Below are 22,600 nucleotides of genomic sequence, written 5' to 3'. Positions count from 1 at the left end.
TCGAGCACGACCACCTCCGCACTCGACTCGGTCAGCGACTGACCGCGACCTCCTTGCCGAGGCTCCAGCCCGGCGAGATCGGCAGGTAGTCGCCGCTCCAGAACTTGCCCGGGTCGTACCAGGTCGCGCGCCGGTCGTCGCGGAGGATGCCCATCTCGATGTAGCAGCTGGCCACGATCTCGGCGCAGAACGCCGCCTCCGGGGTGACGCGCTGACCGCGCTTGCGCTGCGGGACGTAGGCGTCGCGGCCGCGGAGCCACCGAGCGCCCAGCCGGGTCAGGCTGGGGAAGGAGACCCCGTCGAGCCGCGCGACGGTTCGCAGCATCCCGTCCTCCTCGGACTGGCCGATCTGCGGGTCGAGCTGGCGGACCCAGGCGTCCTGGTCGTACTCGACCTGCCACCGCGTCACGGCCTCGCGCAGGTCGTGCAGCTGCACGCCTCGGTGGTGGTCGCCGGTCCACATGTCGGGCTGCTTCTTCCCGAGCTCGGCGTGGAAGATCAGCGGCGGCAGGTCGTCCACGACCACCGCCATGCCGACGTGGTTGACCGGCGAGTTGGTGACCGCGCGGATCGCCCGGTCCGGTGCCCGACGACCGCGGAACAACCAGATGTCGCCGCTGCGGGTGAGGTCCACCGCCTGGTCGAGGCTCAGGGTCATGCGCGCAGTCTGCACGATCGACGCACGCCGACCACTAGGCTCCAACCATGCGCGTGTGGAAGTGGGTCGGACTGGCCGGGATCCTGGCCGGCGTGGCCACCGGTGCCGCCGTCGCGCGCGACGAGCGGGTGCGTCGCCACTACGAGCCGTCCGAGGTCCGGGACCGGCTCCACGCCCGCCACGACGAGGCCGTCGCACGCCAGCCGGCCGAGGGCGACCCCACCTCGGAGTGAGCAGCCGCACCGCCGGTTCCGGCGACCCGGGCCGGGAGGGCGTACGACGATCACGCGCCGAGCGCGAGGCGTACGGCGATCGCCAGCATCACCAGGCCGACCAGCACGTCGAGCACCTGCCAGGAGCGGGGGCTGGCCAGGCGCGGGGCGGCCAGCCGGGCGCCGTACCCGAGGCCGGCGAACCACGCGATGCTCGCCACGCAGGCGCCGAGTGCGAACCACCAGCGCCCGGGTGTGCCGTGGGTCCCGGCGATCGACCCGAGCAGGAGCACGGTGTCGAGGTAGACGTGCGGGTTGAGCCAGGTGAGGGCGACTGCGCGACCCACCACCCCGCGTCGTGCCTCGACCACGCCGTCGCCGGCGTCGAGGGCCTCCGCGCGTCGGGCGCGCAGAAGGGAGGCCACACCGTAGACGGTGAGGAACGCGACGCCGAGCCAGCGGACCGCCTCGACGGCCCAGGGGGCGCGGTCGACGAGCACGCCGATGCCGGCGACGCCCGCGAGGATCAGCACGACGTCGGACAGCGCACAGATCGCGACGACCAGCCCCACGTGGCTGCGGCGCAGTCCCTGCCGGAGCACGAACGCGTTCTGCGCGCCGATCGCCACGATCAGGGACAGGCCCGTCAGCAGCCCCGCGACGACGTCACCCACGCGGCTCAACCTAGGGCCACCGGTCCAGACCCCGAGCGACCCCTGACAGATGTCAGGGTCGTCTGCGGGTGTTATCCCATGGCAGGACGTCGGAGGCCCCTGCCAGACTCCTCCCATGACTGAGCAGCCCACGGGAGGGGCGGCGCTGCAGGGCGTCGCGGCAAGCGCACAGGACCTGGTGAAGGTCTACGGCACGGAGGAGGCCGAGGTCCGTGCCCTCGATGGGGTGACCGTCGACCTGATGAAGGGGGAGTTCACCGCCATCATGGGTCCCTCGGGATCCGGCAAGTCCACGCTGATGCATTGCCTGGCGGCGCTCGACACCCCGACCTCCGGCGAGGCCGTCGTCGACGGCACCGCGCTCGGCAAGCTGAAGGACAAGGCGCTGACCAACCTGCGCCGCGACCGCATCGGCTTCGTGTTCCAGGCGTTCAACCTCGTGCCGACCCTGACGGCCAAGGAGAACATCCTGCTGCCGCTCGACCTGGCCGGGAAGAAGGCCGACCAGGCGTGGTTCGACCAGGTCATCGACGCCGTTGGCCTGCGCCCGCGCCTGAGCCACCGGCCCAGCGAGATGTCGGGCGGCCAGCAGCAGCGGGTGGCGTGCGCCCGGGCGCTCGTGAGCCGCCCGTCGATCGTCTTCGCCGACGAGCCCACCGGCAACCTCGACTCCACCAGCTCCGCCGAGGTGCTGGGCTTCCTGCGCCGCAGCGTCGACGAGTTCGGCCAGACGGTCGTCATGGTCACGCACGACCCCGTCGCGGCGTCGTACAGCGACCGGGTGCTGTTCCTCGCCGACGGCAAGGTCGTCGACGAGCTGCGCAACCCCGACCGCGACGCGATCCTCGAGCGGATGGGCGCCCTGCACGACGCCGCCGCGCGCAAGGCGGGCTGAGCGGTGTTCCGACTCACCTGGCGCAACCTGGTGGCCCGCAAGGTCCGCCTGGTCATGAGCACGCTGGCCATCGTGCTCGGCATCGGCTTCCTCGCCGGCGTCCTGACCTTCAGCCACGGCCTGGGCGCGACCTTCGACAACATCATCGAGGGGTCCACCTCCGACGCGATCGTCCGCACCGAGGGCGAGGTGTCGTTCCAGGCCTCCGGCGCCGGCACGACCAAGCTGGTGGAGCCGCAGGTCGTCGACCGGCTGGCCGAGCTGCCCGAGGTCGCCGCCGCCGACGGGTCCGTCGACGGCGTCGGTGCCTACCTGCTCGGCAAGGACGGCAAGCTCGTCGGCGGCACCGGCGCGCCCACGCTGGTGTTCAACTACTACGACAGCGTCAACGCCGCGGGCGACCCGATCCTGATCCTCGAGTCCGGCGAGTGGCCCGACCAGCCCGGCCAGATCAACCTCGACGTCTCCTCGGCCGAGCGCGGCGACTACGAGGTCGGCGACGAGGTCACCCTCCTGCTGCCGACCGGTGAGCTGCGCCAGACGTTCGAGCTCGTCGGCACCTCCAACTTCAACGGCGGTGGCACCGCCGGCGCCACCCTCGCGCTGCTCGAGACCAGCGCTGCGCAGGACCTCTTCCTCGACGGCGAGGACGCCTTCACGACCGTGAGCCTCACGGCCGCCGAGGGGGTCAGCCAGACCGAGCTCGCCGACGCCGCCAAGACCGTCCTGCCCGACGGCTTCACCGCCGTCACCGGCCAGGAGGTGATCGACGAGTCCGACGAGCAGATCGGCCAGTTCCTCGACGTCATCAGCTACTTCCTGATCGCCTTCGCGGTGATCGCGATCGTCGTGGGCGCCTTCATCATCTTCAACACCTTCTCGATCCTGGTCTCGCAGCGGGTCCGCGAGTCGGCGCTGTTGCGTGCGCTCGGGGCGAGCCGCCGCCAGGTGACGCGGTCCGTCCTCATCGAGGCGTTCCTGATGGCGCTGCTGGGCTCCACCCTCGGGCTCCTGGTCGGGCTCGGCCTCGCGCGCGGCCTCGCCGCAGTCTTCCGCTCGCAGGGGCTCGACATCGCCGGTGACGTGCTGGTGCTGACGCCCGCGACGGTCATCGCCGCCTACGTCGTGGGCATCAGCGTGACGATGGTCGCGGCCTTCGTGCCGGCCCGGCGCGCCGCCAAGGTGCCGCCGGTCGCCGCCCTGCGTGACGACCTGACGGTGCAGGAGAAGGCACTCGGCCGTCGCCGGCTCGTCCTCGGCACGATCGCCCTGCTCGTGGGCGCCGCGCTCATGGCAGCCGGCCTGGTCGGCGCCCCCGGTGCCGACGCGGCCTGGATCGGCGCGGGCGCGGTGATCTGGGTGATCACCGTCGCCGTCATGGCGCCGATCCTCGGGCGGCCCGTCCTGCTGGCCTGCCGGGCGGTCTTCGGCAAGCTGTTCGGCACCAGCGGCAAGCTCGCCGGCGAGAACGCGCTGCGCAACCCGCGTCGTACGGGCGCCACGGCGTCGGCGCTGATGATCGGCCTCGCCGTGGTCTCGGCCGTCGGCGTGCTGGCCTCGTCGCTCAGCGCGACCAACGACGAGCTCGTCGACCGCGAGTTCCGCAGCGACTTCCTGGTCCAGTCCCCGAGCTTCCAGGGCTTCCCCACCAAGGTGGGAGACGAGATGGCCGAGGTCGACGGCGTCGGCACGGTGTCGCGGATGCAGGGCTCGGTGGCGTTGGTCAAGAAGGACCAGACCTTCGTGATGGGCGTCGACGAGACGTTCGGCGACATCTACGAGCTCGACATGCGGCGCGGGACGCAGCAGATGAGCGGCGACCAGACGATCCTCAGCGCGTCGACGGCCGCAGACCTCGACGCCGACGTCGGCACGTCGCTGCCGATGGCGTTCCCCGGTGGGCAGACGGTCGACCTCGAGGTCGTCGGCATCTTCGAGGACACCCCGATCACCCAGGGCGTGACCCTGCCCATCACGGTCCTGGAGGACGTCGGTCTTCGGCGCAACGACAGCATGCTCAGCATCAACGTCGCCCCGGGTGCCGACGTCGACGAGGTGCACGACGCGCTCGACGCGGTCGTGGAGGACCTGCCGATCGTGACGGTGCAGGACAAGGAGGGCTTCGCCGACCTGATCAAGCAGCAGGTCAACCAGCTGCTGTTCATGATCTACGGCCTGCTGGCGCTGGCGGTGATCATCGCGGTGATCGGCATCGTCAACACCCTCGGCCTCAGCGTCATCGAGCGCACCCGCGAGGTGGGGCTGCTCCGTGCGGTGGGCCTGTCGCGGCGGCGCCTGCGCCTGATGATCACGCTGGAGTCGATCGCCATCGCGGTGCTCGGCGCGGTCCTCGGGCTGGCGGTCGGGCTGCTGATCGGGGTCGCGCTGCGCCAGTCGCTGTCGGAGGACCTCACGGTGCTCTCGCTGCCGCTCGGATCGCTGGTGGTCTTCCTGGTCATCGCCGTCGTGTTCGGCGTGCTCGCCGCGATCGTCCCCGCCATCCGGGCGTCCCGGATGAAGGTGCTCGACGCGATCGCCACGGAGTAGCCGCTGCTCGTGAGGCGGCTCACCCCTTCGGACCCCGGGTGCTGACACACCCGGGGAACGATGGCACGGTGAAGAGGTGAGTGACCTACAACAGAACACGCACGGGAGCGGCGCGCAGAGCCGGTCCGACACCGGCTTCTTCGGCCAGCCCCGTGTGCTGGCGAACCTGTTCGGGGTGGAGCTGTGGGAGCGGTTCAGCTTCTACGGCATGCAGGGCATCCTGCTCATCTACCTCTACTACTCCGCCGCCCAGGGCGGCCTCGGCATCGACGAGGCCGTGGCGACCGGCATCGTCGGGGCCTACGGCGGTGCGGTCTACCTCTCCACCATCCTGGGCGCCTGGCTCGCCGACCGGCTGATCGGTCCCGAGCGCACCCTCTTCTACGCCGCGATCTGCGTGATGGCGGGCCACATCGCCCTCGCGGTCGTGCCCGACCTCGCCGGCGTCGGGCTCGGCCTGGTGCTGATCGCCCTCGGCTCCGGCGGCGTGAAGGCCAACGCCACCTCGCTGGTCGGGTCGCTCTACGACGAGCACGACCCGCGCCGCGACGCGGGCTTCTCGCTGTTCTACATGGGCATCAACATCGGTGCCCTGCTCGGCCCGCTGCTGACCGGCCTGCTGCAGAAGGAGGCCGGCTTCCACTGGGGCTTCGCCGCTGCTGCGGTCGGCATGGCGATCGGCCTCACCCAGTACGCGCTCACCCGCAAGAACCTCCCGGAGGAGACCCACCACGTCGCCAACCCGCTGCCGGCGGACCGGCGCGTGGTGTACGTCGTCGGCGCCGTGGCCGTGCTTGCGCTGGTCGGCGTGCTGGTGTGGGTCGAGGTGATCACCGCCGAACGGCTGGCCGACATCGTCATCGGCATCAGCCTGCTCGCCGCGATCGCCTACTTCGCGCGGATCCTCTCCGACAAGGACGTGAAGGGCGCCGAGCGCAGCCGGATCTTCGCGTTCATCCCGCTGTTCGTCTGCAACGTCGTGTTCTGGTCCCTCTACCAGCAGCAGTTCACCGTCGTGACCCTCTACGCGGACAAGCGGCTCGACCGCGACATCTTCGGCTGGGAGATGCCGATCTCGTGGGTCAACAGCATCAACCCGGTCTTCATCATCGTCCTGGCCGGCGCCTTCGCCGCGCTGTGGACCAAGCTGGGCGACCGCCAGCCGATCACGCCGATCAAGTTCGGTGCCGGCACGGCGCTCATGGGCGTGGCGTTCTTCGCCTTCCTGCTGATGCCGCCCGGCGAGAACACCGTCCCGCTGCTCGGCCTGGCCGGCATCCTGCTCATCTTCACCGTGGCCGAGCTGCTCATCTCCCCGGTCGGCCTGAGCGCGACGACCAAGCTGGGACCGAAGAAGTACCTGACGCAGATGGTTGCGCTCTACTTCCTGTCCATCGCGCTCGGCACGGCCCTGGCGGGGATCCTGGCCGGCTACTACGACGCCACGGACGAGGCGCCGTTCTTCCTCTCGATCGGCCTCGCGTCGGTCGTCACCGGCGTCGTGGTGATGCTCGCGTCGAAGCCGATCCACCGCCTCATGGCGGGCGTCGACTGACGTGCTCGAGGCGCTCGGGTGGGGTGCGCTGGCCGCCAGCTCGCTGGTGGTCGGCGCCGTCCTCGCGCTCGTACGCACGTGGTCGGCGACCGTCGTCGGGCTGGTGCTCGGCTTCGGTGCCGGCGCGCTGATCGCCAGCGTCTCGTTCGAGCTGGCCGAGGAGGGCCTGCGGATCGGCAGTACGTACGCCGTCGCCGGTGGGCTGGCGCTCGGCGGGCTGACCTACTTCACGGCCGACCGCCTGGTCGAGAGGTGGGGCGGACGCTCGGGTGGCTCCGCCGCCGGTGCGCCGCTGGCGGTGGGGGCCTTCCTCGACGGCATCCCGGAACAGGCCGTGCTCGGCATCGGCATCGCGTCGGGGCAGGGCGTGAGCGCCGCGCTGGTGGTCGCGATCTTCGCCTCCAACCTGCCGGAGGCGATCGGCTCGGCCGCCGACATGCGGTCCGCCGGGCGGTCGCGGCGCTCGGTGGTCGTCCTGTGGACGGTGGTCGCGGTGTGCTGTGCGCTCGCCACCGTCGCCGGCACCGCGCTCGCGGACGCTGTCTCCAGCGATGCGCAGGCGTTCGTCGACGGGTTCGCCGCGGGTGCACTGCTGACGATGCTGATCGACTCGATGGTGCCCGAGGCCAAGGAGAAGGCGAAGGACTGGGCGGGTCTGGCGACCGTCGCCGGCTTCGCGCTGGCAGCGGGGCTGTCGCTGCTCGGCGGATGATCGCGGAGTCCTGGCGTCATCCGGTGACCTCAGGACTCCGCGCTCCGGTCAGTAGCCGCCCTCGGGCGGGACCATCTCGCCGCGCACACCGAGCAGACGCACCGGCCGGTCGTCGGCGAGCGCGAGGTAGAGCTCGAAGGCCGTCCGCGCGATCACCTCGACGTCGTACGTCGCCTCGGGGAGCTTGCGGATGCGGGTGAAGGTGAAGAACGGCGCGAAGCGGACCTTGAGGTGCACCCGCTGCACCGCCCGCTCCTCCTTGCGGACGTCGTCGACGACCCGCGTGGCGAGCTCCCGCAGCGCGGTGCGTACGTCGTCGGGCGTGAGCAGGTCGGCCTGGTAGGTCGTCTCCCGGCCGTGGGCGCGCGCCACCCACGGGGTGTCGTCAGGGCGTGACCGCCCGCCGCCGCGACCGAGCCGGCCGAGGTGGGGTCCGTTGGTCGGCCCGAACGCGGCGACGAGCGGCTCGTCGTCGGTGCCCGCGAGGTCGGCCACGGTGCGGATCCCGATCCCCTCCAGCCGCTTGGAGATCTTCGAGCCGACGCCCCACAGGGCGGTCGTCGGCCGTTCGCCCATGACCTCCATCCAGTTGTCGCGGGTGAGCTCGAAGACGCCCTGCGGCTTGCCGAAGTCGGTCGCGATCTTGGCCCGGACCAACGTGTCGCCGATGCCGACCGAGCAGTGGAGGCCGGTCGCCTCGAGCACCGCCGCCTGCACCTGCCGCGCGGTGGCCACCGGGTCGTCGGTCTCCACCCCCACGAACGCCTCGTCCCACCCGAGCACCTCGACCACGGCGCCCGGCGTCGCGCGCAGCGTCTCCATCACCTGCGCCGACGCAGCCTCGTAGACCGGGAAGTCGACCGGCAGGAACACCGCGTCGGGCGAGCGCCGCTTGGCCAGCTTGAGCGCCAGCCCGCTGCGGACGCCGTGGGCGCGGGCCTCGTAGGACGCCGTCGACACCACCGCCCGCTCGGTCGGGTCGCCCCGCCCGCCGACCACCACCGGCAGCCCGACCAGCTCTGGGCGGCGCAGCAGCTCGACGGCGACGAGGAACTGGTCCATGTCGACGTGGAGCACCCAGTGCTGCGGCATCCGCCCATTCTGGCCCGACGTTCCGACACCGGTGCGCCGCTCGGGGGTGGCGGCACCTTGCAGGCAACGGCGGGGTCGGGCCGCGATCTGCCGCCACCTTCGCGGGGGTCCTGGTGGGGGTGGCGGCACATCGCGCGGACCCGCACCCTGGAGCTGCGATCTGCCGCCACCCTCAGGGAGGGGTGCCGCGGTACGCCGTCGGCGTACGGTCGAAGCCATGACGAGCGACGAGCAGGCCGGGCCCGACCCCTACGCCGAGCACCCCGAGGAGTCCGTCTTCCCCGGTGCCGGCGAGCGGGTCAGCGACGCCGACCGGCAGCGCGCGCTCGATGCCGAGCCCGCGGGCAACGCCACCGTCGGCGACATGGTCGACACCGACGGCCTCGACTCCAGCGCCCACGAGGAGGGTGCGGGGTCGGAGGAGGTCGCCGAGCAGGTCGACGGCGGTCGCCAGGACTGAGCCGCCTCAGCCGTCCGCGACGAACCTGATCGACTTCCGCGCTTCCTGGGCCCGTTCCCGCAGGTCCGCCGGCGCGTCGACGTCGTGCCACTCGTCCACCACGAGCACGACGCCGCCGGCGCGGAGCACCCAGAAGTCGATGACGACATCGTCCGGCAGCCCGTTGGGGGCGTAGGTCATGCCGCGGTTCCCACCGGCGGTGTGTGCGACGCGGTAGTAGCTGGGACACGCGACGCGGATGCGCAGTCGCAGGTGGACGGCGCCGCGGCCCAGAACCTGCGCTGGTCGGGGAGGGCTCAGGACGGTGCTGCGCGGGAGCCCGGCGAGCTGGGCGGCCAGGGCCGTCGGCGTGGGGGAGGACGCCGCGACGGTCGGGCCGGTCACGCAGCCGTCGCCCGACGCCAGCGAGAATGCCTGGTAGATGCCGAAGCCTGCGTGTGCCGAGCCGGACCCGTCGGACAACAGCGGGAAGTCGCCGTGCTTCCAGTTGGGCCCGTCGACGGTGACGTCGACATCGACCGGCGTACCGTCCGGTCGGAGTCCGGCGAGCATCCGGTAGGTGCCGGGCTCCAGCGTGGCGCGACCGTCGTCCGAGTAGGTCTCGAGATCTGGCCGGGGGGTGGGGCTCGGAGGCGACACCACCTCACCCCCCGCTCGCGGATCGAGTGTCACGTAGCCCAGGGTCGCTGCTCCGACGGCCACGGTCGCCGCAACGGCCACCGCGGCGCGTACGAGCGTCCGGCGGCGCCGCCGGGCCCGGCCCCCCTGGATCAGGCGGACCACGTCGGGCGGGGGCACGGTGTGCAGCTCGGCCTCGAGGCCGAGGGTCGTGCGCAGCTCCTCGTCGAGGCTCATGCCCCACCCACTTCCTGGACGACGCCCGACGCCACGAGCGCCCGGCGCAGCGCTGCCATGGCTGCCGAGGACTGCGACTTCACCGTGCCTGCCGCGCAGCCCATCGTCTGCGCGATCTGCGCCTCCGACATGTCCTCGTAGTAGCGGAGCACGATCACCGCACGCTGCCGCTCCGGGAGCGCGCAGACCAGCGGCCAGAGGAGGGACCTGTCGAGGGTGCCGAGCTCACCGGAGTCGGCGCCGGTCTCGGGGAGGTGCTCGGTGGGGCGCTCCCGGTTCCAGGCCCGACGGCGGCTGGACACCAGGGTCGTGGTGATCATGCGGCGCACGTAGGCCTCCGGGTACTCCATGGCGCTGATCCGCCCCCAGCCCATGTACGCCTTCTCCAAGGTGGTCTGCAACAGGTCCTCCGCGCCCGCGGGCGAGGCCGCCAGCAGGTAGGCCAGTCGGTAGAGCGAGGTCCAGCGGGCGCCGACGAACTCGGCGAAGTCCTGGTCGAGGTCCCGGTCGAGGCCCATGGGTCACCCCCTCGCGTCGTGGGTATCAACCCCTCAACGCGATGGTCCTGCGATCCGGTTCGTCGGCGCCAGAGGGATCAGTCGCAGCTCACGTCCGGATTCCAGTCGGCGAACATCCCGGCCGGGTTCTCCCTCCAGATCCATGCGTGGGTCAGGTAGAACGCCGGCCCGGCCGGTGCGGGAGCGATGATGTGCATCGGCATCCCGAGCACCGACGGGGCGGTCGAGACCCCGGGAGGGTTGGAGGTGGCGCTCCGGGCCACCCACTCGACGGCGGCCAGGTGCAGGCGACCGTCGTCGTCCGGTGCGTAGACCAGGACCTCAGGTCGGAGGACGTCGACCTCGTCGGTGGCCATCAGGTCCGCGTTGAAGTAGTGGAACCCCATCGCGCCGCCGCCAGCGCCAGCCGGGCGGGCGATGCAGGTGTTGACGATCAGCCTGCCCGCGCCGTTGACCCACCCGAGCCGGTAGCCGGCCGCCTCGGCAGCCTCCACCCGGTGGTACCTCGCGGTGGCCCTGCGGACCCGGGCCAGGTCGTCCTGCAGGCCCGCGGTCATCGCCGCGTGGTCGTGGTCGCCGTCGTGCTGGTCTTGCTCGAGCTGGGCGGGATCGCCCACGTCGGAGGCGTTGGAGGGCATCATCGCCACCCCCGCGACCAACGGCCCCACGAGCCCGATCCCGAGCCAGGTCCTCCAGCCGATCTGCATCCTGGGACGCGTCAGCCTGCGCATCTCGCCACCCTCTTCCGGGCCTCATCATCGGGAACCGTTCCCGACCTTCAACGCTGCGAGCGCGCTGGTCGGTTCGGTCGGTGGCGGCCCGCACGGGAAGCGCGTCAGCCGAGAGCCTCCGCCAGCCCCTCGAGCAGCCGGTCGACGTCCGAGTCGTCGTTGTAGGCGGCCAGCCCGATCCGGAGCCCGGAGTCGACGGAGAGGCCGAGGGCGCGGAAGGTCTCGTGGGCGTAGAACGTGCCGGCCGGCACGAGCACGTCCCGCTTGGCGAGGTGCTCGAAGACGTCGAGCGGCGAGCGGTCGCGCAGGGTGAGGAAGAGGGTCGAGGTGCGGTCGGCCGCCCGGGAGTGGAGGGTGAGCCGGTCGCCGAGCGACGCCAGCCCCTCCTCGATCCGGGTCCGCAGCCGCAGCTCGTGCTCGGCGATCAGCGCGGCCGCCGAGACCAGCTGCGAGCGCCGCGTGCCGCCCGAGCCGACGGAGGCGATCAGGTCGACCGCGGCGGTGACGCCGGCCAGCAGCTCGTACGGCAGCGTGCCGAGCTCGAACCGCTCGGGCACCACGTCGGTCGAGGGCAGCAGCTTGTCGGGCCGCAGCGTCTCGAGCAGGGCGGGGTCCGCGACGAGCGAGCCGCAGTGGGGTCCGAAGAACTTGTAGGCCGAGCACACCAGGAAGTCGGCACCCATCGCGGTGATGTCGGGTGCGGCGTGCGCGGTGTGGTGCACCGCGTCGACGTGGACGAGCGCGCCGACCTCGTGCGCCCGGGCGGCGACGGTCGCGACCGGGGGTCGGGTGCCGAGGAGGTTGGAGGCCGCGGTGAGCGCCACGAGGCGCGTCCGCGAGGTGATCTCCTCGAGCGAGGACAGGTCGAGCTCGGCGGTCGCCGGGTCGAGGCGCAGCCACCGCACGGTCACGCCGGCCCGCTCGGCGGCCTGGATCCACGGACGCACGTTGGAGTCGTGGTCGAGCTCGCAGAGAACGATCTCGTCGCCGGGTGACCACGTGCGCGCCAGCGTGCGCGAGACGTCGTACGTCAGTGCGGTGGCGCTGCGGCCGTGGACCACGCCGCCCGGGTCACCGCCGACGAGGTCGGCGACTGCGGAGCGGTAGCCGGCGACCGCGGCCTCGGCGTTGCGCTGGCTGACGAGTGCCGAGCCGCGCTGGGACAGCGGACCCGTCAGCGTGCGGACGATCGCGTCGCCGACCACCCGCGGGGTCTGGGTCCCGCCGGGGTTGTCGAAGTGGGCGATGCCCGAGTCGAGCGAGGGGAACCCGGCACGGAAGGCGGAGACGTCGAAGGCGGACACCCCCGCACTCAACCAGACGCTCAGGACGCGATGTGCACCACGGCGTCACCGGAGTTGACCAGCGGGGCCTCGGTCCGGCCGATCACGATGCCGTCGCGGTTGGAGTAGACCGCGCGGAGGGTCTTGCCGAAGGAGTCGAAGAGGGTGCCGAGCCGCTCCCCGTCGCTGACCTTCTGGCCCAGGTGCGCGTCGAGGTGCAGGATGCCCGTGCGCCGGGCGCGGACCCAGCCGCTGGAGCGGCACTCCAGGCTCGGCTCGACGGGGGGCTCGTCGACCGGGTCGGTCATGCCGAGCGCGGCCAGCACACGGCGTACGCCGATCACGCCGGCCGAGACGGCGTAGTCGTCGAAGCGGAGGTTCTCGCCGGCTTCGTAGAGCAGCACCTTCGCACCGTGCTCGCCGGCGGCGTGGCGCAGCGACCCGTCGCGGATCCCCGCGTGGAGCATCACGGGCGCGCCGAAGGCGGCGGCCAGCTCGCGGGTGCGGGGGTCGTCGAGGTCGGCGCGGACCTGCGGGAGGTTGCTGCGGCGGTCGGAGCCGGTGTGCAGGTCGATGCCCACCTCGCAGCCGGCGACGATCTCGCGCATGAAGAGGTGGGCGATCCGGCTGGCGAGCGACCCGCGCGGCGAGCCGGGGAAGGAGCGGTTGAGGTCGCGGCGGTCGGGGAGGTAGCGGTCGCCGGTCATGAAGCCGAGGACGTTGACGATCGGGACCGCGACGAGGGTGCCGCGGAACGTCTTGGGGTCGAGGCCCGCCATCACCTGGCGGACGACCTCGACGCCGGCCACCTCGTCGCCGTGGATCGCGGCGTCGATCCAGACGCGGGGGCCGTCCTCGCGTCCGTGCACCACGCGCACCGGAAGGGTGACGTCGGCGCCGGTGACGAGCCGGGTGATCGGCAGCTCGAGCGCGCGCACCGTGCCGGAGCGGATCCGCACGCCGCCGATGGCAAAGGACTCCCGCGCCATCAGGCGGCTCTCCGGTCGGCGGCGATCACGACGCTCAGGGTAGTGCGCGCACTGGCCCGCCCCGACCGCCTCCCGGGGGCGGAGGGGTCGGGGCGAGCGGATCGTGGGGTCAGCCGTTCAGAGCAGTGTCCGTGCCGGAGTCGGAAGTCGACCCGCTGTCGTTGTCCGTGTCGGGCTGCCCGTCGCCGTCGAAGTCGGGCGCCTGGTCGGTCGTGCCGCCCTCACCCTGCGTCAGGTCACCGGGAGGCCCGCCCATCCCGCCGCCGGGCACCTGGCCCTCCAGGTCGCCCATCGGCCCGCGGCCGTCACCGGGCTGGCCGCGGTCCCAGTCGGTGCCAGTCTGCGTGGTGGCGGTGTCGGCCGAGCCGTCGTCGTCGACGGCGTACCCGGCCCCGAACCCGGCACCGCCGATCGCTAGTCCCGCGACGACGGCGCCCGCGGCGACCGCCCTGCGGCCCGAGGGGAACCGGCGGGGGCGGGCGGGAGCTGGCTGTCGTTCATCTGGGTTCCTTCGTGTGACGTGGTGGGAGTGGAGCGGGTGCGTGGGGACCGGACGTCAGCCGCCCATCGGGCCGCCGTGGCCGCCCGCGGGCGCCTCGCCCGCGGTGACGGTCGTCGCGGTGCCGTCGACGGTGACCGTGTAGTTCTCGCCGGAGGTGATGTCCGCGGACGAGTAGACGACGGAGGCGAAGTCCTTCGCGATCGTGTACGCCGCCACCTCGGCGCCGTCGGCGTTGGTGATGACGACCTCCGAGCCGGCCGCCGCGGTGGTGCCGAGGGCGGTCGCGATCCACCCCTGGGCGGAGTCGGTCGACGGGGCGACCATCATCCCGGCGCTGCCGGTCGCCATCAGGGTGCCGCCGCTGACGTCGAAGGTGCCGTTCACGTCGAGCGCAGCGTTGCCGTCGGTGGTCGGGCCGTAGACGGTGATCTCGCCGCCGGTGATCGTGGCGCTGCCGTTGGAGTCGAGGCCGTCGCCGCTGGCCCACACCTCGAGCGTGCCGCCGTTGACGTACAGGGCCAGCGAGTCGTCGGCCGCCATCGCGCCGCCGGGCTGCCCGTCCGTCGAGGCGCTGTCGTCCGACGAGGCGGCGTTGACGCCGTCGTCGGCGGCGTGCAGCTCGACGTCGCCGTCGTCGATGACGATCAGCGAACCCTCGAGCGCCTCGTCGGAGCCGGCCACGTCGACCGTGCCGCCGGCGATCAGGACCTGCACGCCCTTGATGCCGTCGTCCTGGGAGGTGACAGTGAGCTCGCCGCCCTCGACGAGCACGAAGCCGGAGCCGGCGTCCTCGGTGTTGTCGGACTTGAAGGTGTCACCGACGGCGTCGACGGTGACGGTGCCGTCGGTGAGGACGAGGTAGTCCTTGCCGAGGATGCCGTCGTCGACGGACGTCACGTCGATGGTGCCGCCGGTGATGACCAGGCCGTCCTTGCCGACGATGCCGTTGTTGCTGTTGCCGGTGACCGTCAGCGAACCGGTGCCGCCGATGGTCAGGTCGGCCGTCGAGTAGAGGGTGCCGGTGGGTGCGTCCTCCGACGTGTCGGCGTACGTCGCCGCGTCGGCCAGCGCGTTGGTGCTGCCGTCGGCGAGGACGACCACGACCGACTGGGCGTCGACGACGTCGATCGCGGCGGTGGTCTCGGAGGTGATCGTCGCGTCGTCGAGCACGAGGCGTACGACGCCGTCGCCGGCGCTGTCGACGACCACCTGCCCGGTCAGCTCGCCGCTCAGGACGTAGGTGCCGGCGGCCGAGATGGTGACGGTGCCGTCCTCGACGGTGACCGCGTCGCTGTCGGAGTCGGCGCCCGAGCCGGACAGCGTGATCGCCGTGGCGTCGCCCTCGTCGTAGGAGGTGTCGCCGGTCTCGACGGCGACGTCGTCGGCGAGGGCGTCCTCGACGGTCGTGGCGTCGGTCTTGACGACCCCGCTCGTCGACGAGCTGGTCGACGTGCTCGAGGAGGTGGACGTGGAGTCGCTGGCGACGGAGGCGCCGCAGCCCGCGAGGAGCGCGGCGGCCATCGTGCCGGCGACGGCCTGACGGAGCGTGGTGAGTCGCATGGGTGTTGCCTTCCGAAGTGCATCTGGTCTGGTGAGCCCGATGCTGCTCGGCCCACCTGTCGGAGCGGTGGGCTGACCTTGTGCGTCTCCTGTGAGCCCCGCGCCCAGCGACAACCTCTCGGCGTCTGGCAGCGTCTCCCTAGGACCGGACCCCGATCGAAGGACACCTCATGCGACCGCTGCCCCTCGTGGCCGCCGGACTGCTCACCGCCACGCTGCTCGCCGCGCCGACGGCCCAGGCGGCTGTGGAGACCTGCCAGGGACGGGCGGCCACGATCGTCGGTACGCCCGGCCAGCTCGGCGTGACCGGCACGGAGGGTCCCGACGTGGTGGTCACCAACGGCGCCGTAGGCGTCGCCACGCTGGGCGGCGACGACCTGGTCTGCGTCACCGACGTGACGGCCCCGGTCTTCGTGACGCTGCGCGCCGGCGCGGGCAATGACGTGGTGGACGCCTCCGCGTCCGCGTCGACGATCGACGCGGAGCTCGGCACCGGGTCCGACCACTACACCGCCTCGGCGGGCCGGGACTACGTGGTCCTCGGGTCCAACGACGGCGGGGGGCCGGTGGACCTGGAGGCCGACACCGTCGTCGCGACGACCGGAACGCGCCTGGGCCAGTCCGCCGACCAGTACTTCACCGGGATGCTCGACGTGCCCAAACCCCGACGTGCTGCAGCTCGCCGGTGACGGGCACGTCGTGTACTGGTACGGGATCCAGGCGCCGGGCTCACGGGTGGCGCTGGGCACCTCGGCCGAGCTGCGACCCGCCCTCGGCGTCGGTGACGTGGCCATCGACGCAGCCCGGCGATCGTGGACCGAGGACGGTGCATCGGTGCTCTCCTGGACGGGCGAGGTCACGCGATTCGAGCTGGGTCCCGGCGCGCCGCGCTCGCTGTCCCTCATCGGCGGTGACCGCGACGAGTACGCCCGCGTCTTCCTCAACCGCGGTGCCAGGACGGTCCTGCGGTTCGCCCTCGGTGGCGGCGACGACACCCTCCTCGCGCCGAACGGCCTCGGCTGGCGCGACAGCGAGTACGTCGGCGGGCCGGGCGAGGACTCGGTCGACCTGTGGGCCGGCACGCGGCTCGACCTCGACCTGCCCGAGGGCCGGCTGGAGAACCGGTTCTTCGGCAAGACCCAACGCAGCACCTTCCGCGGCTGGGACGACGTGCGCGTCGGCGCGAAGAGGATGAACGTCCGCGGCACGAAGAAAGCAGACGACCTCCGCGTCTACGCCTGCACCGCCACCGTCCGCGGCCGCGCTGGCAAGGACTCGCTCGAGTTCTTCCGCACCGCCGACGACGGCCACCTGCTCGACTGCGACCCGCGGAGGTCGACGATTCGGATCTACGGCGACGGCGGCAACGACACCCTCTCGGGCAGCCGAGGCAAGGACCTGCTCGTCGGCGGGCCCGGTCGCGACACGGTCGACGGCAACGCCAACCGCGACCGGTGCAGCGGCGAGAAGCTCAGGAGCTGCGAGATCAAGCTGCGCTAGGGCTACTTGCCCCAGTTCTTGCGGCGCACGGCGCGGCGCGGCTTGCCACCGGCGTACGACAGCGACGAGTCGACGAGGAACCCGCGCTCGAGCGCCTCGCGCCCGATCAGCATCCGGAAGCCCATCTCGTCCCGGTTGCTCAGCGTCATCACGGTCGTGATGGTGCGGCCGGCGAGCGTGACGTCGAGCGAGACGGCGTACCTCTTCTCGACCTGGCCGTTGCTGGAGCGCACCTCGCGAATGTCGAGCACCGGCAGGCTGAGCTCGACGTGGTCCTCGTCGGAGCGCTGCCACGGGTGGATGGAGAAGCGCACCCGCTCGTGGCCGTCCTCCTCGAACACCTCGAGGTCGAAGGCGTGGATCGACGACGACCGCGCACCTGTGTCGATCTTCGCCTTCACCCAAGGCACGTCGGCCTGCGGGAGCGCCACCCACTCGCGCCAGCCGACGACGACCTTCTCGGGTTCGGTCGGCTGGGGGGCGGGGTCCACGCGGCCATCTTGGCAGGTGGCGGGCTCCGGGCAGGTGGTTGGATGACGTCCCATGAAGCTCGCCATCCTGTCCCGGGCCCCGCGGTCCTACAGCACGCAGCGGCTCCGCACCGCCGCCCTGGACCGCGGCCACGACGTGAAGGTGCTCAACACCCTGCGCTTCGGCATCGACCTCACCGGCGACGAGCCCGACCTGCTGTTCCGCGGCAAGCAGCTGTCGACGTACGACGCCGTGCTGCCGCGCATCGGCAACTCGATCACCTACTTCGGCACCGCCGTCGTGCGCCAGTTCGAGCAGATGGACGTCTACACGCCCAACACGAGCTACGGCATCGCCAACAGCCGCGACAAGCTGCGCGCCACGCAGATCCTGTCGCGCCACAAGATCCCGATGCCGGCCACGACCTTCGTGCAGGACCGGGCCGACGTGATCCCGGCGATCGAGCGCGTCGGTGGGGCGCCGGTCGTGATCAAGCTGCTGGAGGGCACGCAGGGCATCGGCGTGATCCTGGCCCCGACCATCAAGGTGGCCGAGGCGATCATCGAGACGCTGCAGAGCACCCGGCAGAACGTCCTGATCCAGCGCTTCGTGAAGGAGAGCAAGGGCCGCGACATCCGCGCCCTCGTCGTCGGGGACCGGGTGGTCGCGGCGATGCGGCGGGTCGCCCAGGGCGACGAGTTCCGCTCCAACGTGCACCGCGGCGGCAGCGTGGAGCCGGTCGAGCTGGACGAGGAGTTCGAGCGGGTGGCCGTCCGGTCCGCGCAGATCATGGGACTGCGCGTCGCCGGTGTCGACATGCTCGAGGGCCGCCGCGGCCCGCAGGTGATGGAGGTCAACTCCTCGCCCGGGCTCGAGGGCATCGAGCGCGCGACCAAGCTCGACGTCGCCGGCGCGATCGTCGACTACATGGCCAACCAGGTGGCCTTCCCCGACATCGACGTACGCCAGCGGCTGACCGTCTCGACCGGCTACGGCGTGGCCGAGATCGTCGTGCACGCCGGCTCCGACATGGTCGGCAAGAAGCTCGGCGACTCCGGCCTCGACGAGCGCGACATCACCGTCCTGACGCTGCACCGCGGACCCCAGGTCATCCCCAACCCGCGCAACAAGACCGTGCTCGAGGGCGAGGACCGCCTCCTCTGCTTCGGCAAGCTCGAGGAGATGCGCTCGATGATCCCCGACCGCAAGCAGAAGCGCGTCCGGCGCCTGATGAAGAAGCACCTGCCGCCCGAGAGCTCGTAGCCCACGGTCCTTCGCTGCGGGTGAAGCCGGGAGCGCCTTGCGCGCTCCACGATGGGTCGACTGACCCCCGGCGATGCTCGGCCGTCGCCACGGCACCGATGGCGTGGTGATTCGCATGGCTCCTGCGGAAGACTCCGGCGGCACGCCGCGCCAGGGCATCCTCCTGGCGGCGGCGATGTTCGTCTTCGTGATCGACACGTCGTTCATGAACGTGTCGATCTCGGCCGTCGTGGAGGACCTCGACACGACCGTGAGCGGCGTGCAGTCGGCCGTGGCGATCGAGGCGCTCGTGTCCGCTGCGTTCATCCTCATCAGCAGCAAGATCGGTGACCTGTTCGGGCGGAAGCGTGCGTTCGTCCTCGGCATGCTGTTCTACGCCGTCGGGGCGCTCGCGATGGTCTTCGCTCAGGGCCTGACGGCGATCATCGTCTTCTGGGCCGTCCTCGGCGGGCTCGGCGCCTCCCTCTACCTCCCGGCGATGCAGTCGTTGATCCACGGGAACTTCGAGGGGAAGACCCGCGCCAAGGTGTTCGCCCTGGTCGGCGCATCGGGGGCCATCGCCGCCGCGATCGGTCCCCTGGTCGGGGGGTTCGTCACGACGCTGCTGTCCTGGCGCGTCGGCTTCCTGCTGGAGGCGCTCATCATCGGAGCCGTGCTCCTGGGGAGCCGCGGCATCCGGGACGTGCCGTACGCCGGCGACCGGTCCGTCGACGTCCCCGGGGCGTTCCTCTCGGTGATCGGCATGGGCGGCCTCGTGCTGGGCGTCCTCGCGTGGCAGGAAGGGGCCGAGTCCGTACTGCTGCTGCTCGCGATCGGGGTCATCGCGATGGCCGGTCTGGTGTCCTGGCTCATCCACCGCAAGCGCGACGGCAAGCCCGCGCTGATCGACCCGGGCCTCTTCTCGTCCAAGCTGTTCAGCACCGGCGTGACCCAGATCTTCCTGCAACAGGTCGCGCTGGGCGGGATGCTCATCGCGCTGCCGATCTTCCTGCAGCTCGTCTGGGGCTACAACGCGCTCCAGGCGGGCATCACGCTCGCGCCGCTGTCGCTCACGATGTTCGGCGTCGCGCTGCTCGCCGGGCGGAGGGCTGGGCAGCGGAGGGCGAGCAGCATCATCCGAGCGGGCTTCATCCTGCTCGCCGCGGCGATCGCCTGCCTCATCCTCCTGGTGCCCCGGGCGGACTCCGGCTGGCACCTGGCGATCCCGCTCATCCTCGCCGGTGCCGGCCTCGGCCTCCTCGCCTCCCAGCTCAACAACTACGCGCTCGCTCCGCTCTCGGAGGACCGGGTCGGCGAGGCCGCGGGCGTCACGTCTGCGACCGGATCCTTCGGTCTGTCCTTTGGTCTCGCCTTCGCCGGCGCGATCATGCTCGCCACCCTGTCGACCTCCTTCACGAGCATGGCGGAGTCCAGCAGCGTCCTGCCGCCGGCCGACCAGCAGCGGGTCGCGACGGTCCTGGAGGACGACGCGCAGGTGATGAGCGACGCCCAGCTCGAGGAGCTCCTCGCCGGCCAGCCCGAGAACATCCAGGACGAGGTCCTCGCCATCAACGACGACGCCCGGGACCTCGCGCTCCAGGTCGCACTCCTCGTGGCGCTTCTTGCCTCCCTGGTGGGGGTCGTTGTCGCGTTCCGGATGATGCGGCTACCTGACCCTGCGCCGTCGGCGACCGACGATGTGGGCCTTGGGTGAGACCTCACGCAACCGGCGCGAATGACTCTTGCGGTGCTATTCGAACAGGCGTACGATGGTGGCAGCACGCTGGTCCGGAAAGGATCTCTCGTCTGAGGTGATGGGGATCTGGGGATCAGGACAGTTGCCCATAGAACCCGTCTTGGTGCTGACGGGATGCCATACGGCTCTCGGGTGACGCCCTGGCAACGGCGCCACCAGTCATGCCTCACCGCTCCGCCCCGGACCCGGGCGGTGACCAGTGAGCGCGTGCGAGGAGGTGGCCCGAGTGCATCCCATCATCGGCTGTGCCGCCGACGTCCAGACCGCCTTGAAGAGCGTCGCGTCGGTCGAGCCGACGTTCATGTCGGTGGGGGAGAAGCAGTCGGCGCTGGTGGCGGTGGCCGCGGCCCGCTCGCAGCTCGACGCGTTGACCGCGCGGGTGTTGGCCGCCTCCGACGACGTGGGCGAGCAGCACGGGCTGCGCGACGCCGCGGCGTGGCTGTCGGTTGCGACGCGGACGACCCGACGGGAGGCTGGTCGTGACCTGGCGCTGGGCCGGGCGCTCGGGCAGCACGTCGACGTGGCCACGGCCCTGACATCGGGTGAGGTGCGCACGGAGCAGGCTCGGGTGATCGTCGAGGCAGTCGACGCCCTCCCGTCGGACGTAGATCTTGATGTTCGCAGGCTCGCCGAGACCACCCTTCTGGAGCTGGCTGCCCGGCACGACGCCCGCGACCTGAGGCAGATCGGCAAACGCATCCTTGACGTGGTGGCCCCCGAGGTGGGGGAGTGCCACGAGGAGTCCGTGCTCGCGGGCGAGGAGGCGCGGGCCGCTGCTGGTGTCGAGCTCACGCTGGTCGACGACGGCGCCGGGCGCTGCCACGGCAGGTTCACCGTGCCGTCCCACGTGGGCGCGATGCTCAAGCGCCACCTCCTCGCGCTCGCCAACCCAGCCCGCCACACCGAGGCCGACCTCCGCGACGAAACCGGCGACTGGAAGCCCCTGCGCCGGCGGCTCGGCGAGGCGTTCGTCGAGTACGTCGAGCGCTACCCAGCCGACGCCACCCCGCAGACCGCAGGCGTCAATGCCACGGTCGTGGTGACCATGACCCTCGAGCAGCTGATGGCCGAGCAGGCCACGGCGTTGCTCGACGACGGCTCGCGCATGACAGCCGGGCAGGCCCGCCGTCTGGCGTGTGAGGCCGGGATCATCCCCGCCGTACTCGGCACCTCGTCGCAGCCGCTGGACCTGGGACGTAGCGCGCGGCTCTACAACAAGCCCCAACGCATCGCCCTCGGCCTGCGCGACGGTGGGTGCACTGCGAAGGGCTGCGAGACGTCAGCGTCCGGGTGTCACGCCCACCACGACGCCCCCTGGTCCCGCCTCGGCCTCACCGACCTCACCAACGGCCGACTCCTCTGCCCACGCCACCACCGCCTGGCCCACGACTCCCGCTACGCCATGACCATCCACGCCGACAACAAGGTCACCTTCGCCAGGCGGACGTAGGCCGGCGAGGGGTGCCACACAGCGCCGCATGCCGGTCACTGTCGAATGCCGGGAAACGGTGCCGTGTCGCGCTGCCCGGTTGTTGTCTCGCGCGCCTTTGTGACCGATTCGGACGATGACCGACGGCGCTCGCAGTCGTACGCTCCTTCAATGAGCCGGCTGACAGCGCGGGTGCTACGAGCCATCGTCATCATGACCGTGGCGTTCTTCCTGATCTTCTTGCTACTCCTCGTCGAGGCAACCGGCGGTCATGACGGATGGTTGTGCGAGTGGGGTTACGACACGGACGGGGCAGGCACTACGACCAGCGGGTGCGGCTGATCACCGCTGGCGGAAACGTCACGTCATCCGGCGGCACCTCCCAGCGGGCGGGCTCAGCTTGTCCGCGTCTATCCGCCGCGAACAATCAGCCGTCACGCCGGCAACGGCAACAGGCTCATGTCCTGGCTCGCTCCGGCACTCACCTGCGAGGCACAAACTAGGTGACCGGGTAGCCGCTACGCAGCAGCGTTGGTCCCCAATCGACTAGAGAGGGTGGTCCGACAAGGCTTTGCCAGACGACTAGGGCGCGACTGTCGCGGGCGAGAGCCACAGGGGGCGTGCCGCCTCCGGTGTTGCTTCCGGTGCCAGCACCGATATCGACAGGTGCATAGGAGCTGCTGCCGCGGGCGAGGAACATGACGTAGGGCTCGACGTCGTATGTCGCGCCCTCGAGTCCGGGGCCGAGCCAGGACAGCAACACGTCACCCCGTGGGTTGCTCACCACCTCAGGCGCATTGGACACGGCTTGCGGAACGAGTACCTCGGGTGCCTGCCACGGTCCCCCTGCGTGGCGACGGACGCCATGCATTGAGAAGGGTCGAGCCGCTGCGAATGGTCCCTGTGTCCACAGGGCGAGCGCTCCACCGTCGGCGTTCGCTGTGATCTGCACATCCCAA

22 protein-coding genes are annotated in these 22,600 nt (G+C 71.5%); 11 read left to right on the top strand and 11 right to left on the bottom strand.

The window, feature by feature from the left end; all coding sequences use genetic code 11:
* Positions 1-31: 31 nt before the first annotated feature.
* Positions 32-658, bottom strand: coding sequence for a hypothetical protein (locus AC1DP1_RS04685; RefSeq protein ID WP_477505853.1), 627 nt, complete (start codon positions 656-658; stop codon positions 32-34).
* A 47-nt stretch (positions 659-705) separates the two neighbouring features.
* On the opposite strand from AC1DP1_RS04685, the gene AC1DP1_RS04680 reads away from it, so the two are divergent.
* Positions 706-891 carry a hypothetical protein gene (locus AC1DP1_RS04680; RefSeq protein ID WP_457192406.1) on the top strand — a complete coding sequence of 62 codons (186 nt, stop codon included), beginning with the start codon at positions 706-708 and terminating at the stop codon, positions 889-891.
* Positions 892-941: 50 nt separating this feature from the next.
* On the opposite strand, the gene AC1DP1_RS04675 is transcribed toward AC1DP1_RS04680, so the two are convergent.
* Positions 942-1,544, bottom strand: coding sequence for a LysE/ArgO family amino acid transporter (locus AC1DP1_RS04675; protein WP_457192408.1), 603 nt, complete (start codon positions 1,542-1,544; stop codon positions 942-944).
* 115 nt (positions 1,545-1,659) lie between these two features.
* Between AC1DP1_RS04675 and AC1DP1_RS04670 the strand changes: the two genes are divergently transcribed.
* The 4 genes from AC1DP1_RS04670 (at position 1,660) to AC1DP1_RS04655 (ending at position 7,253) form a co-directional block, all read left to right on the top strand.
* Positions 1,660-2,439, top strand: a complete 780-nt coding sequence (locus AC1DP1_RS04670; protein WP_457192409.1) for an ABC transporter ATP-binding protein — start codon at positions 1,660-1,662, stop codon at positions 2,437-2,439.
* 3 nt (positions 2,440-2,442) lie between these two features.
* Positions 2,443-4,986, top strand: coding sequence for an ABC transporter permease (locus tag AC1DP1_RS04665; RefSeq protein ID WP_477505852.1), 2,544 nt, complete (start codon positions 2,443-2,445; stop codon positions 4,984-4,986).
* 76 nt (positions 4,987-5,062) lie between these two features.
* Positions 5,063-6,541 (top strand): peptide MFS transporter, encoded by a 1,479-nt coding sequence (locus tag AC1DP1_RS04660; protein WP_477505851.1) that lies wholly within the window; start codon positions 5,063-5,065, stop codon positions 6,539-6,541.
* Between the two features lies 1 nt (position 6,542).
* Complete coding sequence (locus AC1DP1_RS04655) at positions 6,543-7,253, top strand: ZIP family metal transporter (RefSeq protein ID WP_457192415.1); 711 nt, start codon at positions 6,543-6,545, stop codon at positions 7,251-7,253.
* A 48-nt stretch (positions 7,254-7,301) separates the two neighbouring features.
* Here the strand turns inward: AC1DP1_RS04655 and AC1DP1_RS04650 are convergent, their stop codons facing one another.
* Positions 7,302-8,345, bottom strand: coding sequence for a DNA polymerase IV (locus AC1DP1_RS04650; RefSeq protein ID WP_477505850.1), 1,044 nt, complete (start codon positions 8,343-8,345; stop codon positions 7,302-7,304).
* Between the two features lie 217 nt (positions 8,346-8,562).
* Here AC1DP1_RS04650 and AC1DP1_RS04645 point away from each other — a divergent pair, with 217 nt between their 5' ends.
* Positions 8,563-8,805 (top strand): hypothetical protein, encoded by a 243-nt coding sequence (locus AC1DP1_RS04645; protein ID WP_477505849.1) that lies wholly within the window; start codon positions 8,563-8,565, stop codon positions 8,803-8,805.
* 6 nt (positions 8,806-8,811) lie between these two features.
* On the opposite strand, the gene AC1DP1_RS04640 is transcribed toward AC1DP1_RS04645, so the two are convergent.
* The 7 genes from AC1DP1_RS04640 to AC1DP1_RS04610 all read right to left on the bottom strand — a co-directional run bounded on the left by AC1DP1_RS04640 (position 8,812) and on the right by AC1DP1_RS04610 (position 15,243).
* Positions 8,812-9,660 carry a hypothetical protein gene (locus tag AC1DP1_RS04640; RefSeq protein ID WP_477505848.1) on the bottom strand — a complete coding sequence of 283 codons (849 nt, stop codon included), beginning with the start codon at positions 9,658-9,660 and terminating at the stop codon, positions 8,812-8,814.
* Positions 9,657-10,178: a SigE family RNA polymerase sigma factor gene (locus AC1DP1_RS04635; protein ID WP_457188087.1), complete on the bottom strand. Its 522-nt coding sequence runs from the start codon at positions 10,176-10,178 to the stop codon at positions 9,657-9,659. Before AC1DP1_RS04635 ends, AC1DP1_RS04640 begins: the two co-directional genes overlap by 4 nt.
* Before the next feature lie 77 nt (positions 10,179-10,255).
* Positions 10,256-10,909, bottom strand: coding sequence for a hypothetical protein (locus AC1DP1_RS04630; protein ID WP_477505847.1), 654 nt, complete (start codon positions 10,907-10,909; stop codon positions 10,256-10,258).
* Between the two features lie 104 nt (positions 10,910-11,013).
* The gene (locus AC1DP1_RS04625; protein ID WP_477505846.1) at positions 11,014-12,213 is read right to left on the bottom strand and encodes a cysteine desulfurase-like protein; all 1,200 of its coding nucleotides are present in this window, start codon (positions 12,211-12,213) and stop codon (positions 11,014-11,016) included.
* 20 nt (positions 12,214-12,233) lie between these two features.
* A complete protein-coding gene (locus AC1DP1_RS04620) occupies positions 12,234-13,181 on the bottom strand; it encodes a succinylglutamate desuccinylase/aspartoacylase family protein (protein ID WP_477505845.1) in 948 nt (315 codons plus the stop codon).
* 109 nt (positions 13,182-13,290) lie between these two features.
* The gene (locus AC1DP1_RS04615) at positions 13,291-13,473 is read right to left on the bottom strand and encodes a hypothetical protein (RefSeq protein ID WP_477505844.1); all 183 of its coding nucleotides are present in this window, start codon (positions 13,471-13,473) and stop codon (positions 13,291-13,293) included.
* 264 nt (positions 13,474-13,737) lie between these two features.
* The gene (locus tag AC1DP1_RS04610; RefSeq protein ID WP_477505843.1) at positions 13,738-15,243 is read right to left on the bottom strand and encodes a carbohydrate-binding domain-containing protein; all 1,506 of its coding nucleotides are present in this window, start codon (positions 15,241-15,243) and stop codon (positions 13,738-13,740) included.
* 170 nt (positions 15,244-15,413) lie between these two features.
* Between AC1DP1_RS04610 and AC1DP1_RS04605 the strand changes: the two genes are divergently transcribed.
* Together AC1DP1_RS04605 and AC1DP1_RS04600 are read left to right on the top strand one after the other, a co-directional pair.
* Positions 15,414-15,932, top strand: coding sequence for a hypothetical protein (locus AC1DP1_RS04605; protein ID WP_477505842.1), 519 nt, complete (start codon positions 15,414-15,416; stop codon positions 15,930-15,932).
* Positions 15,913-16,743, top strand: a complete 831-nt coding sequence (locus AC1DP1_RS04600) for a hypothetical protein (RefSeq protein WP_477505841.1) — start codon at positions 15,913-15,915, stop codon at positions 16,741-16,743. Before AC1DP1_RS04605 ends, AC1DP1_RS04600 begins: the two co-directional genes overlap by 20 nt.
* 2 nt (positions 16,744-16,745) lie before the next feature.
* On the opposite strand, the gene AC1DP1_RS04595 is transcribed toward AC1DP1_RS04600, so the two are convergent.
* Complete coding sequence (locus AC1DP1_RS04595) at positions 16,746-17,234, bottom strand: ATP-dependent zinc protease family protein (protein ID WP_477505840.1); 489 nt, start codon at positions 17,232-17,234, stop codon at positions 16,746-16,748.
* Between the two features lie 52 nt (positions 17,235-17,286).
* Between AC1DP1_RS04595 and AC1DP1_RS04590 the strand changes: the two genes are divergently transcribed.
* The 3 genes from AC1DP1_RS04590 to AC1DP1_RS04580 all read left to right on the top strand — a co-directional run bounded on the left by AC1DP1_RS04590 (position 17,287) and on the right by AC1DP1_RS04580 (position 21,662).
* Complete coding sequence (locus tag AC1DP1_RS04590; protein ID WP_457188073.1) at positions 17,287-18,477, top strand: RimK family alpha-L-glutamate ligase; 1,191 nt, start codon at positions 17,287-17,289, stop codon at positions 18,475-18,477.
* Between the two features lie 115 nt (positions 18,478-18,592).
* The gene (locus tag AC1DP1_RS04585; RefSeq protein WP_477505839.1) at positions 18,593-20,170 is read left to right on the top strand and encodes an MFS transporter; all 1,578 of its coding nucleotides are present in this window, start codon (positions 18,593-18,595) and stop codon (positions 20,168-20,170) included.
* A 268-nt stretch (positions 20,171-20,438) separates the two neighbouring features.
* Entirely contained in the window at positions 20,439-21,662 is a 1,224-nt protein-coding gene (locus AC1DP1_RS04580; RefSeq protein ID WP_477505838.1) for an HNH endonuclease signature motif containing protein, read from the top strand.
* The last annotated feature ends 938 nt before the right edge of the window (positions 21,663-22,600 follow it).

It is taken from the genome of Nocardioides sp. P4_G10, from assembly GCF_056401175.1.
This window is presented reverse-complemented; position numbering and strand designations above follow the sequence as displayed.

Coding starts and splice junctions, on each gene's coding strand:
- AC1DP1_RS04685 (WP_477505853.1), bottom strand. CDS start 658: ATGACCCTGAGCCTCGACCAGGCGGTGGACCTCACCCGCAGCGGCGAC.
- AC1DP1_RS04680 (WP_457192406.1), top strand. CDS start 706: ATGCGCGTGTGGAAGTGGGTCGGACTGGCCGGGATCCTGGCCGGCGTG.
- AC1DP1_RS04670 (WP_457192409.1), top strand. CDS start 1,660: ATGACTGAGCAGCCCACGGGAGGGGCGGCGCTGCAGGGCGTCGCGGCA.
- AC1DP1_RS04650 (WP_477505850.1), bottom strand. CDS start 8,345: ATGCCGCAGCACTGGGTGCTCCACGTCGACATGGACCAGTTCCTCGTC.
- AC1DP1_RS04645 (WP_477505849.1), top strand. CDS start 8,563: ATGACGAGCGACGAGCAGGCCGGGCCCGACCCCTACGCCGAGCACCCC.
- AC1DP1_RS04640 (WP_477505848.1), bottom strand. CDS start 9,660: ATGAGCCTCGACGAGGAGCTGCGCACGACCCTCGGCCTCGAGGCCGAG.
- AC1DP1_RS04635 (WP_457188087.1), bottom strand. CDS start 10,178: ATGGGCCTCGACCGGGACCTCGACCAGGACTTCGCCGAGTTCGTCGGC.
- AC1DP1_RS04630 (WP_477505847.1), bottom strand. CDS start 10,909: ATGCGCAGGCTGACGCGTCCCAGGATGCAGATCGGCTGGAGGACCTGG.
- AC1DP1_RS04620 (WP_477505845.1), bottom strand. CDS start 13,181: ATGGCGCGGGAGTCCTTTGCCATCGGCGGCGTGCGGATCCGCTCCGGC.
- AC1DP1_RS04615 (WP_477505844.1), bottom strand. CDS start 13,473: ATGGGCGACCTGGAGGGCCAGGTGCCCGGCGGCGGGATGGGCGGGCCT.
- AC1DP1_RS04610 (WP_477505843.1), bottom strand. CDS start 15,243: ATGCGACTCACCACGCTCCGTCAGGCCGTCGCCGGCACGATGGCCGCC.
- AC1DP1_RS04605 (WP_477505842.1), top strand. CDS start 15,414: ATGCGACCGCTGCCCCTCGTGGCCGCCGGACTGCTCACCGCCACGCTG.
- AC1DP1_RS04590 (WP_457188073.1), top strand. CDS start 17,287: ATGAAGCTCGCCATCCTGTCCCGGGCCCCGCGGTCCTACAGCACGCAG.
- AC1DP1_RS04585 (WP_477505839.1), top strand. CDS start 18,593: ATGGCTCCTGCGGAAGACTCCGGCGGCACGCCGCGCCAGGGCATCCTC.